Origin of the sequence: Paenibacillus sp. FSL R5-0766 (assembly GCF_037971845.1) — a bacterium.
In the GTDB taxonomy this organism is placed as follows: domain Bacteria; phylum Bacillota; class Bacilli; order Paenibacillales; family Paenibacillaceae; genus Paenibacillus.
In genome coordinates, this window is the sequence record NZ_CP150227.1 from 961898 (window position 1) to 975852 (window position 13955).

General features: G+C 45.2%; 14 protein-coding genes. 12 read left to right on the forward strand and 2 right to left on the reverse strand.

Annotated features, from left to right (window positions below; genetic code table 11):
• Nucleotides 1–103: 103 nt before the first annotated feature.
• From MKY66_RS04400 to MKY66_RS04410, 3 genes are all read left to right on the forward strand, one after another.
• Complete coding sequence (locus MKY66_RS04400; RefSeq protein WP_339806924.1) at nt 104–1390, forward strand: IS110 family transposase; 1287 nt, start codon at nt 104–106, stop codon at nt 1388–1390.
• A gap of 409 nt (nt 1391–1799) precedes the next feature.
• On the forward strand, nt 1800–2249 hold the full coding sequence (locus tag MKY66_RS04405) for a hypothetical protein (protein WP_076217251.1): 450 nt from the start codon (nt 1800–1802) through the stop codon (nt 2247–2249).
• Entirely contained in the window at nt 2246–2686 is a 441-nt protein-coding gene (locus MKY66_RS04410; RefSeq protein WP_076217250.1) for a hypothetical protein, read from the forward strand. The genes MKY66_RS04405 and MKY66_RS04410 overlap by 4 nt, the downstream gene beginning before the upstream one ends.
• 101 nt (nt 2687–2787) lie before the next feature.
• Here MKY66_RS04410 and MKY66_RS04415 read toward each other — a convergent pair whose 3' ends face one another.
• Nucleotides 2788–3192, reverse strand: a complete 405-nt coding sequence (locus MKY66_RS04415) for a CBS domain-containing protein (protein WP_047840578.1) — start codon at nt 3190–3192, stop codon at nt 2788–2790.
• A 177-nt stretch (nt 3193–3369) separates the two neighbouring features.
• Here MKY66_RS04415 and MKY66_RS04420 point away from each other — a divergent pair, with 177 nt between their 5' ends.
• A complete protein-coding gene (locus MKY66_RS04420) occupies nt 3370–5457 on the forward strand; it encodes a penicillin-binding transpeptidase domain-containing protein (RefSeq protein WP_076217249.1) in 2088 nt (695 codons plus the stop codon).
• A gap of 111 nt (nt 5458–5568) precedes the next feature.
• Here MKY66_RS04420 and MKY66_RS04425 read toward each other — a convergent pair whose 3' ends face one another.
• Nucleotides 5569–6324, reverse strand: coding sequence for a class I SAM-dependent methyltransferase (locus MKY66_RS04425; protein WP_076217248.1), 756 nt, complete (start codon nt 6322–6324; stop codon nt 5569–5571).
• 279 nt (nt 6325–6603) lie between these two features.
• On the opposite strand from MKY66_RS04425, the gene MKY66_RS04430 reads away from it, so the two are divergent.
• The 8 genes from MKY66_RS04430 (at nt 6604) to MKY66_RS04465 (ending at nt 13715) form a co-directional block, all read left to right on the forward strand.
• On the forward strand, nt 6604–7020 hold the full coding sequence (locus MKY66_RS04430; protein ID WP_076217253.1) for a VOC family protein: 417 nt from the start codon (nt 6604–6606) through the stop codon (nt 7018–7020).
• 288 nt (nt 7021–7308) lie between these two features.
• A complete protein-coding gene (locus tag MKY66_RS04435; RefSeq protein ID WP_076217247.1) occupies nt 7309–8424 on the forward strand; it encodes a hypothetical protein in 1116 nt (371 codons plus the stop codon).
• Between the two features lie 11 nt (nt 8425–8435).
• Nucleotides 8436–9584: a trypsin-like peptidase domain-containing protein gene (locus tag MKY66_RS04440; protein ID WP_076217246.1), complete on the forward strand. Its 1149-nt coding sequence runs from the start codon at nt 8436–8438 to the stop codon at nt 9582–9584.
• A 121-nt stretch (nt 9585–9705) separates the two neighbouring features.
• The gene (locus MKY66_RS04445; protein ID WP_076217252.1) at nt 9706–10305 is read left to right on the forward strand and encodes a TetR/AcrR family transcriptional regulator; all 600 of its coding nucleotides are present in this window, start codon (nt 9706–9708) and stop codon (nt 10303–10305) included.
• A gap of 32 nt (nt 10306–10337) precedes the next feature.
• Entirely contained in the window at nt 10338–11558 is a 1221-nt protein-coding gene (locus MKY66_RS04450; protein ID WP_076217245.1) for an MFS transporter, read from the forward strand.
• 137 nt (nt 11559–11695) lie between these two features.
• Nucleotides 11696–11863, forward strand: a complete 168-nt coding sequence (locus tag MKY66_RS04455) for a DUF3934 family protein (protein ID WP_074093608.1) — start codon at nt 11696–11698, stop codon at nt 11861–11863.
• A gap of 164 nt (nt 11864–12027) precedes the next feature.
• Nucleotides 12028–12459: a MarR family transcriptional regulator gene (locus tag MKY66_RS04460; RefSeq protein ID WP_076217244.1), complete on the forward strand. Its 432-nt coding sequence runs from the start codon at nt 12028–12030 to the stop codon at nt 12457–12459.
• Between the two features lie 80 nt (nt 12460–12539).
• A complete protein-coding gene (locus MKY66_RS04465) occupies nt 12540–13715 on the forward strand; it encodes an ABC transporter permease (protein ID WP_076217243.1) in 1176 nt (391 codons plus the stop codon).
• Nucleotides 13716–13955 lie beyond the last annotated feature (240 nt).

Genomic DNA, 13955 nt, shown 5'->3' on the forward strand with positions numbered 1-13955 from the left:
TTGAGCTTTGAATGAAAAATGCGCCTCTAGTATACTGGGAATCGTTGTTCCGGACAAGAACAATACCCACATACGAAAAGAGGCGCACATAATGAAGTATAAGATGAAACAGAAACAGAATCAACGGATTACGCGAATTACGGAAGAAACGCTAGTCATTGGAGCAGACATTGCTAAAAAGATTCACGTAGCTAGAGCGGTAGATTTCCGTGGCATTGAATTAGGAAAAGACTGCGTGTTCCACAACGATCAGGAAGGGTTAACGAAGCTAGTAACATGGATGAAAGAACTTCAGGAGGTTCATCTGAAAACGGACATTGTTTTCGGAATCGAGCCTACCGGGCACTACTGGTTTCCGCTAGCCGCTTTTCTGGAAGCTCGAGATATCAAGATCGTCATTGTGAACCCGCATCACGTAAACAAGAGCAAGGAACTTGAGGATAACTCGCCGACGAAGAGTGACTATAAGGATGCCAAAGTCATTGCAGATCTCATTCGAAACGGGAAGTACTCGGAGCCCAAATTGCCGGCAATGGAATATGCCGAACTACGCATCCTCATGAATTTCCGTGAGAAGGTTATGGTGAGTTTAAACCAAGTCAAGGCACGTGTGCATAATTGGTTCGACCGCTATTTTCCAGAGTATTTGAGCGTGTTTAAAGATTGGGAAGGCAAAACTTCCTTGATGACCATGCGCCAGTTTCCGACACCGGAAGAGATCGTCTCTACAGGCGCCAGAGGCGTTCTCGCACACTGGAAAACGGAAGTGAAGCGCGGAGTCGGTATCAAGAGAGCGGAAAAGCTCTTTGCGACAGCCGGGATATCCATCGGGCTTACCGAAGGGTTACGAGCTGCGAGACTGGAGCTTCTGAGCTTGCTCGACCAGTATGAGCTTTTCTCTAAACAGGTGGAAACGACCATGAAACAGGTCATGGACATCTTAAGTGAGATACCGGGAACAACGCAGATGTTGAATATCCCAGGCGTTGGCGCGGTTACCGTTGCAGGATTTCTGGCTGAGGTTGGCGATTTGAGTCATTACGACCACGGACAACAAATCATCCGATTGGCGGGCTTGAATCTAAAAGAAAATAGTTCTGGTAAGCGTAAGGGTAAAACTGGCATTACCAAGCGTGGACGATCTCGACTAAGAGCCCTATTGTTCCGTTGCGTCATGCCAATGGTAGCTAAGAATGAGGAGTTCAAGGCCCTTCACAAGTATTTCACAACACGAAGTCAAAATCCGCTGAAGAAAAAACAGTCGCTCATCGCGCTCTGCGGCAAACTGATACGCGTCCTGCACACGCTGGGGACGAAGGAAATAGAGTACAACGCAAACGAAGTTCTTGGTCCTGTACGACAAGCGCAGTTACAACAGATTGCAGCTTAGTTCAAAGAATCAATAGTCTGAAATCTCCACTCGTTCACAGATGTATAACGAGACAATTGAAGCACCGGAGAAGCCGAAGAATACCATTCCATAAGGGCAACGACCCCGTTTAGGAGCAAGAATCGGCCTCCACCCCTTGGCAGGTAGAACGAAGGAATGTAAGGGCAATGACCCCGCGTGACATGGGAGGGTGAACCCCGAGGGAGATGTGGAGATCCACTGTGCGATCATAAGCATGACCACAGTTTGGATAAAAAATGGAGTCCAAGCTCTGTTCCCGTCACCGGTCATTACAGCAAAATCTGGTTCTGAACCAATATTCCCCCATCAAGCCAAGATGTCGAGGTTGTAAATCTACGAATGGACGAGAAAACAGGCGAAAACATTACTTTATAGTGGGAGGTCTGCGATGTTATCCAATAAAGTGATTGATCATTGCCAGGAGCAAGGCTGGTGGCATGAAGATGTTCCAGCAGCCTACGAAGAAGCATTGCAAAAGCTGGAGATCGATCTTCAGTCGGATTTTGCACAATTTTATCTACATGCAGAGGATGGACCGACTTTCTACAGCAGGCATCAGGAGTTGTATCAGATCTGCTGGTTTATGGAGAACACCGTATATATGGAAGACATGAATGTAGCACAGCTTACACTGGGACTTCCCGAGGCATATATTCCACTGGACAGTTTTGAAGGTGAAGGTGGATTTTTCTACAACCGTCAGACGGGAGAAGTGGTGCTGGTGGAACTGGGCGAATCGATTGAACGGTTTCTTAATGGCGAGAGTGAGCCACAGTGGGCTGATTTCAATGCTTTTCTGGAGTGGTATTTCGTCCTGGAGGAGGAGACGGTGCAATGAAAGATCTGACACCGGAACATGCCGAACTGGAGCGACAAATTGTAGAAACGGTAGAAGCCGGTAATGTGCTGGATGAGACGCAGCAACATGAACAAGCACTTATCTATTATGATCAGGCTTGGGGCATGTTGCCCGAGCCGAAGATGGAATGGGAGATTGCAAGCTGGATCGCATCCTGTCATGCGAATGCACATATCGATTTGAAGCAGTATGAACTGGCGAAGCCATGGGCTGAGATATCGTTAAGTACACGGAGTTCGGATAGAAGTACGAGTCCGTTGGTCGATCTCGGCATGATCTGCATGAGACTTGAGCAGCATGACGAGGCGTATTCGTATCTGCATCAGGCGTATGAGTTCGGCAGAGAGCGTGCATTTCAGGGAAGCCCGGGGGACGTGTTGAGTTATTACATTGAAGAGCGGGCTAAACGCAAGTAGAGTGATTCCGACCATACCATGAAACAAAAAGGGTACCCCGATTTGGCCAAAATATGACCACAGGAGTACCCTTTCGATTATTACGTGATGTTTGACTTCATCTAATCCGAAATGTTACGCGTATAGTATTCAATAATATCCTTACGACGGATAATACCGAGGAAGACACGATCGACATCCACCACGGGCACAAAATTTTGGTCTGCTGCAAGTGTCAGCATATCCTCCATTTCAGCCTCAATGAATACACATTCATTATATACCCGATTGTTAATCTCATGGACCTGAACCTGATCCATCGTATCAAAAGTCAATCCGGGTGTATTTCGCATTTTCCATAACAAATCGCCTTCGGACAGGGTAGCAACATATTTTCCATCCTGGTCAATCACGGGAATGGCGGTGTAGTGTTGCGATTCCAATTGCTCAATAGCATCTTTCATGGAAGCGGTAGACTTGATATAGGCCACTTCGGCTTTGGGGAGTAAAAAATAGCTGATTTCCATCATCGGGCTCCTTTTCAGCCTTTTGCATAGCAAAAAAGCTTTAGTATGTAATCTCACTCTCCTTATTTAAACATATTATGTGAGCTTTCGGCTATTTTTAATGATAAATTCGTCAGATTTGTTTCATTGTTTAAATGGCTCTGGAAATCTATAGTGTATATTAGAGGTGATGTAACCATGAAATCCAAACGTAAATTAATGTACGGACTGCTGCCCATCTTGTTTGCAGGTGGAATCGGAATGTATCTATACATGCAGAATAACAAAGAAGCAGAGGCCAAACCCCAGACTACCGTGAATCAGTACATAGAGCATCTGCAAAAAAAAGAATTTGACCAGTTGTACACCTTGATGACATCTACTTCGCTGCAAGAGTCGGGCATGAACAAGGAACAATTTGTTGAGAAATACAATGCGATCTATTCGGGTATGGAAGTATCCACCATCAAGGCGGAGGTTAAACCTGTGGATGTTGCCGAAACGGCTTCCGATCGCAGTAAGACCGATGCAGAGAAACAAAACCCGGATACGTATGAGGTGGATTATAATCTGCAACTGACAACTTTTTTGGGAGAAGTCAGTGAGACGCATACATTGAAACTGGTCCGGCACGAGCTTGAGGACGGGGGTAAAAACTGGCAAATTAACTGGCAGCCTTCGCTGATCCTGAATGACATGGTTAAGGGCAGTAAGGTACGAGTGAGGACACTGTTCCCGGATCGTGGAGACATTGTGGATCGTGATGGTTTGCCGCTCGCTACCAAGGGTACGATGAATGAATGGGGCATTGTACCTGAGAAACTTGGTGATAACCCGGACCAGATGATTACCCGAATCGCGAGCCATTATCAGGTTTCGGAAGATGCCATTCAGAAGGCGCTTGCGCAGACATGGGTGAAGCCGGAGTATTTTGTCCCGATTGGTTCAACGGAGGAGTTTGACGTACCAGAATCTTTAAGCGGGGTTACAATGCAAAGCAAGGAAATCCGCTATTATCCACTCGGCGAGGCGGCTGCGCACCTGATTGGTTACGTGCGCAAGGCCACCAAGGAAGATCTGGATAAGGATACGGAAGGGTATTATCGCGCCGAGGATTGGATTGGGAAAGCAGGTTTGGAGCAGTCCATGGAGAAGCAACTGCGCGGTGAGCGTGGCGGTCTGATTGAAATCACCGATGAATCCGGTAACTCGCTTTCTGAGCTTATTCGCAAGGATGCTGTAGATGGACAGAATGTTCAGCTGACGATTAGCTCCAAGCAGCAAAAGAAATTATATCAGACATTATCCAGCGGAGGAGACGCGGGTGCGATGGTTCTGATGAATCCGACGGACGGCAACCTGCTGGCGTTGGTCAGTGCGCCTTCCTATAACCCGAACAAGATGGTTACAGGACTTACTCAGGCAGAATGGGATGCTTATTCGGCGAATGAGAAGCTTCCTTTTATCAACAGAGTCACTACCCGGTATGCACCAGGATCAACCTTCAAAGCCATTACAGCCGCAGCAGGACTGATGGAGAAGGTGACCACAGCGGACAAAACCCATGATATCTCTGGCTTGCAATGGCGCAAAGATGATAGCTGGGGCGGTTATTATGTTAAGCGTGTGAAGAGTTTATCCCCCGTTAACATGATCGACGCACTAGTATACTCTGACAATATTTACTTTGCCATGGAAGCGATCGAGATGGGCAGCGCCAAGTTTATTGATGGGATCCAGAAATTTGGTTTTGGCGATAACTTTGGACTGGATGAATTGTATCTGAAGCCGAGCCAATATGCCAACGAAGCGAATCTGAATCTGTCGTCTGAGGTGTTGCTCGCGGATACGTCCTACGGGCAAGGGGAGATGTTGATGTCCCCGATTCATCTGGCATCGTCATTTACACCTTTTATTAATGAAGGGAAGCTGGTGAAACCTGTTCTGATCGAGGGAAAAGAAAGCACTGCCCCTGAGGTAATCATTACTCCGGAAGCCGCAAATACGGTTAAGGATGCGCTGGGAGAAGTTGTTTCACGGCAGGGAGGCACCGCTCACACCTTGAATTCAATACCTGGAGGACTCGCGGGCAAAACGGGAACAGCGGAGCTGAAAGCAAAGAAGGGAGAGAAGGGGCAGGAAAACGGATTTTTCGTAGTATTTGATACTGACTCTCCGACCTTCCTGTTATCCGCTGTAATTGAAGAGGTGAACGGCCGGGGCGGAAGCCACTATGTCGTGGATAAATTAAAGCCTTTTTTGGAAAAGTTAGAGATTACGCAGTAACTCCGATTTAATATAGCCTCGCAAGCATAATATAAAGACCCGGTCACCATGTTATCGTTCTCACATGTGACCGGGCCTTTTTTGGTTTCATTTTATTCAATATGGGATCATTTATTTCCTTGCAGTAATCATGAAGCGTGCAGAGTTGGTACGAATGCCCTTCTCATCGTGATTTTCTTTCACAAACTGCTGGAATTGTTCGAAGTCAGTTTCTACCTTTCCGAAATCAGGAATGATGGGTGCATGGGTTAGGAGAAACATCAAATCTTCGGGTGTAGCGTAATGCTCCACCACATTATATTCACGGACTTGAATGTCATGGAAACCTGCTTTTTGAAGTTCATGCTTGTATCGTTCCATCAATGTGCCAGGTTGAATGCCAAGGCTCTGTCCACGGCCAAAAGCTTCTGAAAGGTTGGATTTATCATGTTCGCTGACCTGCTGGGTTAGAAATATCCCACCCTGAGCAAGAACCCTAAATACTTCTGAAGCAGAGAACCCGGAGTGTCTGGAAGATACCACATTAAAGAAGCAATCTGGAAAATCCAGTTTTTCTGCGTCCATATGAAGAAAGCGTACATTGGAATGACCGCCCGTAGCCTGAAGATTATGCTGTGCGGTCTCAATCATTCCTTGAGCGAGATCAATTCCCACTAGGAATAAAGCTTCTTCCGCAATGGACAGAATGGATTCTCCACCACCCGTCCCAATATCCAGCAACAGATCGGACGGTCGTGTATGGCGAACAACTTCCTCATAGAAGTTCCATCCGATTTTCTCCGAGACCACGTTCATGGAGCTGAAGTTCCAGCCATTCGCCCGGCCTATGCGTTCATAAAAGTCAGCATAATCTATTTTGTTTTTCATTTTCATATTCCTCCAATGTGAGTTTGTTTGAACAGGACAAGAGAGTTGTGCCAAATCGTTCTAGTGTATATGGTCGAATACGATCAAATGGACAGACGTGTCCCTTGATAGCTGGTACGCGTTTTGACCCAGCCCGACAACTATATACTTCGAACAATACGGAGCAACATCCGTGTCACCTCACAAGTTGGAATGTCTCCATTATATTCAATTGACAGCGTATTCGCGAGGTGTTATTTTGAGGTGAAATCTATTCTATGAGGTTCGAGGTGATCTATGGTGGCTATTCGTGCTAAGCAGATTTTTGTCAATTTACCTGTTCAAGATTTGAAGAAATCCGTTGAGTTTTTTACCAAGGTGGGGTTTGAGTTTGACGCCAATTTTACGGACGAGTCTGCTACTTGTATGATCATCGGGGAAAATATTTATGTCATGCTTCTGGTGGAGGAACGCTTCCAATCCTTCATTTCGAAAAAAATCTCCAATGCTGCCGATACAACCGAAGTTATCGTTGCCCTGTCTGTAGATAGCCGTGAGCAGGTAGATGTGATTGTACAAGCTGCCCTAGATGCAGGAGCGAAGCCATCCAATGAACCGCAGGATCACGGATTCATGTACGGATGGAGTTTTCAGGATCTGGATGATCATCTGTGGGAAGTCTCCTATATGGATCTAAGTGCTTTTCCTTCGGAGTAATAAAATGAAAATAACTAGAGCCTTCCTAGATTAATAGGAAGGTTCTTTTGCATTCAGTATGACTCGTTCAAACGTGATATCTATAGAACATATGGTGTATTTTACCTTTTTGCTATATGATAAATGTCGATTCACGTTGGCGATTTGAATCGAAGCATACAACATGCTGAAGTATCAGAGAGCGAAGTATACATATGTTTTTTAGATGGAGGGATCAGGGTGTATTGTCACGTATGCGGGACTAAAAACGGCCCAGGGGATAAAACATGCAGAAAGTGTAGCACTAAATTGAAAGAAGCAGTACCAGCTGAATCACTATCCCGGCAACAACAGCCTGCACCAAGACAAGAAAGTGCCAATCAAGGTCGTACATTTAGCTGGATCATTCCCCTACTGTTGGCAGCGGTAATGGGGGCTCTTTTGACGTACTATTATAATCAGGAGAGCGGTATAAATGCAGAGGTAAAAGCACTGCATCTGCAAGCAGAACAAGCTGCACTGGACGGGAAATATAAAGAAGCATTGCAACTCCTGGATGCAGCTCTCGCGTTACGCCCGAATGTGGATGCACTTATACAGGATCGCCAAATCACGGCGAAAGCGTTCAATTTGATGAATCAGTTGAACGATGCTGCCACAAGTCTAAAAACAGGAAAATTGTCGGCAGGAGACAAGACTATTCAGGCTGTGTCCAAAGTATTGAAGGAGCGAGAGGAACCGATTTTTGCCAAAGTCCGTGCCGCATTAAGTAACAGAAAGGTCACGCTGGCTGTACTGAAGGTGAAAAAGGAGATTGATACTCTGACAACGGTTGAGGGTCTTGCAGAGAAACTCAAAGCAGTATCAAACTTGAATGGCAAGGAAGCCGAAGCAGTAGAGAAGCAAATTGTAGATAAACTGACCGGGATTAGTTATAAGCAGGCTGAGCAGCAAGTGAAGAAAAAGAATTTTACGGCGGCACTGCAAACCGTTGATCAAGGGTTGTCTTATGCACCTGAGGAAGTGAAACTGACAACATATCGAGAAGAGATACTACGTGAGAAGAAGGCATTTGAGAAAGCGGAAGAAGAACGTATCTTGTTAGCAGAACAGCAAGCAGCTGAGGAAGAATTGAGAAATCGGACAGGAGCAGTAAGTGTTGTGGAGCTCACAGCAGAACTGGATATTTATGGTGATCTACATATTAGTGGGATGGTAGCTAACAACGGTACACGTCCGATTTGGTCGATTGCACTGATAATCAATATTAATAGCACTGATGGTGATTATATCGGTGAGACAGATGCATATGTCTATCCAGTCACACTGGATACCGGAGAACAGGGTTATTTTGAAACCTATTATTATGGTGTGTACGAAGCAGCAGACGTATCTGTTACGAATGCAACATGGTATCTGGAGTAGGGGGAGTTAAAATGTCTAAAAGAACATGGAGTACAATCATATCCAGTGCAATCATTATCGGGGCTGGGGCAGGAGGCGTGTTATGGATACATCAGCATTCGGCTGATGAGCTGGAGGTTGGTCCCAGACTGGCTGTTGTTACTGCAAAAGAGATTGAAACCCCGAAGGCGAAGTCTGCCTCCAAGACAACCGTGAAGAAAACGCGTAAACAGATTATTGAAGAGAGTCAGAAAAAAGTGGTTACGATTGAGAGTAGCAGTGGATTGGGCTCCGGTTTTCTTTACAATGATCAGGGAGATGTTGTGACTAACGCGCATGTGGTGGAAGGATCAAAGGAAGTGACCATCCGTACGTTGAATCATGAGGAATATAAAGGTACCGTTATCGGGATTGGGGAAGAAACAGACGTTGCTGTCATAAGGGTACCTGATTTGAAAGAATTGAAGCCGTTGCCCATTGCGAAGTCTAAAGCGGAGGTTGGAGATGAGATCCTGGCACTGGGTAGCCCGTTAGGCTTCGAAAACACGGTAACAACGGGAATCATAAGCGGTGTCGAACGCAGTTTTGAGATTTCGCCGTACATCTATACGAATATGTACCAAATCTCGGCCCCCATCACCAACGGTAATAGCGGTGGTCCATTGATCAATGCAGAGACGGGTGAAGTGCTTGGCATTAATTCAACAGGGGTGAAACAGGAAGCCGGACTCGGATTCAGTATCCCGATTACCAGTGTACTGAAGCAGGTGCAGGCATGGTCCAACCATTCGTCCAACACAAAAGCTGTCCAAATGGTTGGTGAAGGTACTTCGAGAATATCTGCTTCTTCCTTGGAAGCTGAGGCATTGGTTACTGACTTCTATAGCTATCTGAACCTGAGTGACTACGTCGAATCCTATGCATTACTCGGAAGTGACTGGCAAGGCGGCACAACTTATGCCAAGTTCCGTGAGGGGTATCTCAACACCGGTTATGTGACGATCGGGGAGGTCGCGTCTTCTGACAAGGGTAATGATGAGATAGAAGTCACTGCTGTCATTTCAGCGGATGAACGTAGGGATGGTGAATATGTAACGGCGAAGTACAAGGTTACGTATCAGATTGGTTACGAGAATGGTCAACTGAAAATATTACATGGTCAGGGTAAAAAGATGAAATGAATTAGGTAGGGGGAGTTGGCCTATGTGCCAATTCTCCTTTTTCATTGCTTATATTGGGTGCATCTGTTAAAATACAGAACGAATGTTCAGTATGCATGGGACGGAGTGAAATGGAATGAATATGAATAAAAAGCAACTTCAAACTGAGCAGACCAAGAAAAAACTTGCGGATGCTTCCAAAGCCCTTTTTGTACAAAAAGGTTATAAAGCAACGTCCATTGAGGATATTGTAGCTGCGACGGGCAGCAGCAAAGGCAATATATATTACCATTTTAAAAGTAAGGAAGGTCTATTCCTCTATCTAATTGATGAGTGGGATCGGGAGTGGGAAGCGAGTTGGGCGACCAAAGAACATCTCTATCGCACCTCCACTGAGAAGATTTATGGTTTGGCGGAACAATTAGTTCTGGACGATATGAATCATCCGCTGACGAAGGCTGCTGATGAGTTCTTCACAGGGGAAAAGAAAGAAAATGATATTGAGGAACGGATATCCTTAATGTTTGAGCGGCATATTCAATTTAATAAACAAATGATAGAGCAAGGCATTGAGAGCGGTGAGTTCAAAGCAGACAATGTAGATCATCTCGCACTGATATTGGAAAGTACCATTATTGGTCTTAGTCAGATGTCACGGAGGATGGAGCCTGATCAGGCTCTTGCGTTATACCGACAGGCTGCCAGTGTATTCTTGCATGGGATTGCAAAAGATAAAGCTTAAGCAACATTTTGACAACTACGGAGGATGGAATTATGGCATTACTAACACGGAACAGGGGCGCACTGCTGCTGTTAATGTTTAATATTTTTCTTGTTTTTACTGGTATTGGTCTGGTTGTGCCGATCATGCCTGCGTATATGGATCTACTGCATATCACCGGATTCACGGTTGGATTGCTGGTAGCGGCATTTTCCTTCACCCAGTTTCTGTTCTCCCCGCTTGCGGGTCGTTGGTCGGATACATGGGGACGTAAAAAAATTATCGTTGGCGGCATGCTGATCTTTGCCGTATCGGAGTTTATGTTTGGTGCGGTCAATGCACCGGTCTTGCTCTTCGCAGCCCGCATGTTAGGCGGTATTGGTGCAGCGATGATCTTCCCGGCGGTTATGGCTTACACCGCAGATATTACAACAGAGGAAGAACGCGGCAAAGGTATGGGATTGATTAATGCAGCGATTACAACCGGCTTTATCATCGGCCCGGGAATTGGTGGATACATCGCAGACTTTGGCATTCGAATTCCGTTCTACGCCGCAGGGGTTGCCGGTTTGCTGGCAGCGATCATTACCTTGATTATTTTGCCGGAATCTGCACGAAGCACAGGAGAACAAAGTAAACCTGTCGCTGGCGCAGCGAAGGTCAAAGCTCCGGGTATGGTATCCCAATTGCTGAATTCATACCGTGAACCATACTTTTTCAGCTTGATCATCGTGTTTGTTATGGCATTTGGTCTCGCGAACTACGAGACGGTATTTTCACTGTTTGTGGATCACAAGTTTGGCTTCACGACCAAAGACATTGCATTTATCATTACATTTGGCTCCATCGCGGGTGCGGTTGTGCAAGTATCCCTGATCGGTTGGTTGCTCAATCGGTTTGGTGAAAAGATGGTCATTTCGGTCTGTCTGTTATTTGTAGCTGTATTTGTACTGTTGACCTTGTTTGTGCATACGTATTGGCTCATTCTTGTCGTAACGTTTATCGTCTTTCTGGGTATGGATATTTTACGTCCGGCGATCAGTACACAGATGTCCAAACTGGCACAAGAACAACAGGGCTTTGTGGCCGGACTGAATTCGGCGTATACCAGTTTGGGGAATATCGCAGGTCCGATCGTAGCTGGAGCACTGTTCGATGTGAATATTAACTATCCTTATGTTTCGGCAGCAGCCGTTTTGGCGATCTGTTTCCTGTTATCCTTACGGGTACTCAGAGGGGGCAAATCGGTGAAACAACCGAAGGATGAAATGTAATTGTGCAGAAAAGACGTAGGAGCATCGATTTTTGGTATAATAAGAAATGCTGGAAGTGAATTAGATGGGCTGGGTTGCATAATAAGTTACCGAGGACGGTCATTTTTAAGCATATACAGGATTATTGGAGTGATCACATGAGCAATGCAAAAGGAAAAGGCGGCACCGGCCGTGGTACGGGTAAAAAAGGCTGGAACCGTTGGCAAGCCGCTGCAAATCGGGCGAAAAGTGCCCCGAAGCCTTATAAAAGTAAAGGCACAAAGAAGAAGGACGATACCGAAACTTCAAGTGGCAAGCCCGAGTAAGTATGGTTTGACGATGCCAGAGGAGAGAGCTGCCTGACTAACGGGTGGGTCTCTTTTTGCTTGGAAATATAAAAATTAAATTGACAGTATTGCAGATCTGGTAATAATATAGAGCTTACGCAAATTAGATGGTAGTGCTACTATATAGAGAAAGGAGCATCAGCATGCCTGTTAATATGGATGAAAATCCACTTGGACTGATTCTGTCACGGACGTATCTGGCATATAAAAAAACAACAACCAGAAATCTGAGTGAACAGGATATTACTCCGGAACAATTTGCAGTCTTGAATGAATTGAGCAAGGCTGGAAGCCATATATCACAGAAAAAACTGGCTGAATTAACAGTGCGGGACCAGACAACGGTAGGCAAAATTATAGACAAGTTGATTCGCAAAGGTCTGGTGACAAGAGAAGAAGATCCACAGGACCGCAGAGCGGTTTTGCTTTGTTTGACGGCGGAAGGACTGGAAATGAATAAATTTCTGACACCTAAGTCAAAAAAGCAAGAGCAAGAGGCACTCGCCGAATGTTCCCCTGAAGAGCTTGAAGCATTCTTGAATGTGATGAATCGCATCTATGAAAAGATGAAATAAATTTTTTTGAACAATTATGTGCATGTGCATATATATGCAGTGCAATTATTTTAATTTTAACTAATGGGAGTCGTGAACGAATGAAAAGCTTCAAAGATTTTCTTAAAGTGCCACAGACAAAAATAGGATTGGTTTTTGCATTGATTGTTCCGTTGTTATTTGTTGTGATCTGGATGACGGGGTATCATCAAGCCACGGAGAGAGTGGATCAACTTCAAGTTGCTCTGGTGAACGAAGACGGGACACAGGGAACAGAGGTACAGAAGCAGATTGAAACGCTCGCGCCTTTCCATGTTAATGTACTGGGTACTGCCGAGGAAGCTGAGCAACAGATGAATGCAGGTAACTATGCGATGGTTATTATTATTCCGAAAGGATTCACTGACCAGATTAAAGGAGGTACAGAGGCGAGTTTGTCCTTTTATATCAATCAGGGAAATGCAGATGTAGCCAAATCCATTGTGGAACATGCCGCGACCGGAATGACTGCACAAATGGGTCAAGGGATTCTGGAATCCAAGGTTCAAGTGACACTCAATAGCGATAGTACAAACAGCGATGAACTGAGTGCAGCCATTGGACAAGCGATGGCGAAGATGAATGAAGGGCCTGTGAAGGCTGAAATTAATAAAACGAACAGTGTAAGTGATTTTGCAACATCGATGCTGCCCATGATTCTGGGTTTTATCACCTACATTGCTTCGATGACCATGAATATTCAGTTCAATATTACGTCGAATATCATGAAGCGTACCCATTCCAAATGGGAAATCTTCTGGGGACGGCAAATGCTGTTATTATGTATAGCTGTGATCGTTCCCTTAATTGTGGATACAGTAGCTCTTCAGTTCACGGATGTTGCGAGCTCCTTCAGCGCTTTGTATCTGTATCATGTGCTGGTGAGTCTGGCTTGTATCTGTTTTACACAGATGAGTTTTGCCCTGTTTGGCAATGCAGGCCCTCTATTTAATGTAGCGATGGTTCCACTCCAGTTGATGACAGCAGGAAATATCATCCCAGCCGAGATGCTGGCGCCATTCTACCGTTATATTGGAGACTTTCTACCCGCTTCCAATGGGGTACAGGGATTTATGCGTTTGATCTATAGTGGAGAAGCAGTGGGGGGATACATGGTTCATCTTCTGTTGATCTCGATTATTACGTGGGGGATTACGGTGCTACGAGTTGGCATGCAAAAAGCAGGTAATGGACAAATGACGATGACGCCTCCAGCATCAGCACAGGCACAACACTAAGAGTTTCCTTCTATATATAATGTAATAACACACAAGAAAGTGGTTCACGTATAGTAATATGCGTGCATCACTTTTTTTGTGTGTCTTCTATAATACTTCTACTTATACTCGTGGTAACTTACAGTGCCCCGCAGTAATCCTGCATGACCTTGATAAAAGGACAACCTAAATTGTGCATATTTAATGAAGCTAAAATATATGAGAGGAGATGTAGGCTAATAAGTTTAAAATCAATTAGAC

What these genes read in the sequence shown, in the direction of transcription:
- MKY66_RS04425 (WP_076217248.1), bottom strand. Translation starts at nt 6,324, where the DNA reads ATGAAAAACAAAATAGATTATGCTGACTTTTATGAACGCATAGGCCGG.
- MKY66_RS04440 (WP_076217246.1), top strand. Translation starts at nt 8,436, where the DNA reads ATGTCTAAAAGAACATGGAGTACAATCATATCCAGTGCAATCATTATC.
- MKY66_RS04460 (WP_076217244.1), top strand. Translation starts at nt 12,028, where the DNA reads ATGCCTGTTAATATGGATGAAAATCCACTTGGACTGATTCTGTCACGG.
- MKY66_RS04410 (WP_076217250.1), top strand. Translation starts at nt 2,246, where the DNA reads ATGAAAGATCTGACACCGGAACATGCCGAACTGGAGCGACAAATTGTA.
- MKY66_RS04405 (WP_076217251.1), top strand. Translation starts at nt 1,800, where the DNA reads ATGTTATCCAATAAAGTGATTGATCATTGCCAGGAGCAAGGCTGGTGG.
- MKY66_RS04415 (WP_047840578.1), bottom strand. Translation starts at nt 3,192, where the DNA reads ATGGAAATCAGCTATTTTTTACTCCCCAAAGCCGAAGTGGCCTATATC.
- MKY66_RS04465 (WP_076217243.1), top strand. Translation starts at nt 12,540, where the DNA reads ATGAAAAGCTTCAAAGATTTTCTTAAAGTGCCACAGACAAAAATAGGA.
- MKY66_RS04455 (WP_074093608.1), top strand. Translation starts at nt 11,696, where the DNA reads ATGAGCAATGCAAAAGGAAAAGGCGGCACCGGCCGTGGTACGGGTAAA.
- MKY66_RS04445 (WP_076217252.1), top strand. Translation starts at nt 9,706, where the DNA reads ATGAATAAAAAGCAACTTCAAACTGAGCAGACCAAGAAAAAACTTGCG.
- MKY66_RS04400 (WP_339806924.1), top strand. Translation starts at nt 104, where the DNA reads ATGAAACAGAAACAGAATCAACGGATTACGCGAATTACGGAAGAAACG.
- MKY66_RS04420 (WP_076217249.1), top strand. Translation starts at nt 3,370, where the DNA reads ATGAAATCCAAACGTAAATTAATGTACGGACTGCTGCCCATCTTGTTT.
- MKY66_RS04450 (WP_076217245.1), top strand. Translation starts at nt 10,338, where the DNA reads ATGGCATTACTAACACGGAACAGGGGCGCACTGCTGCTGTTAATGTTT.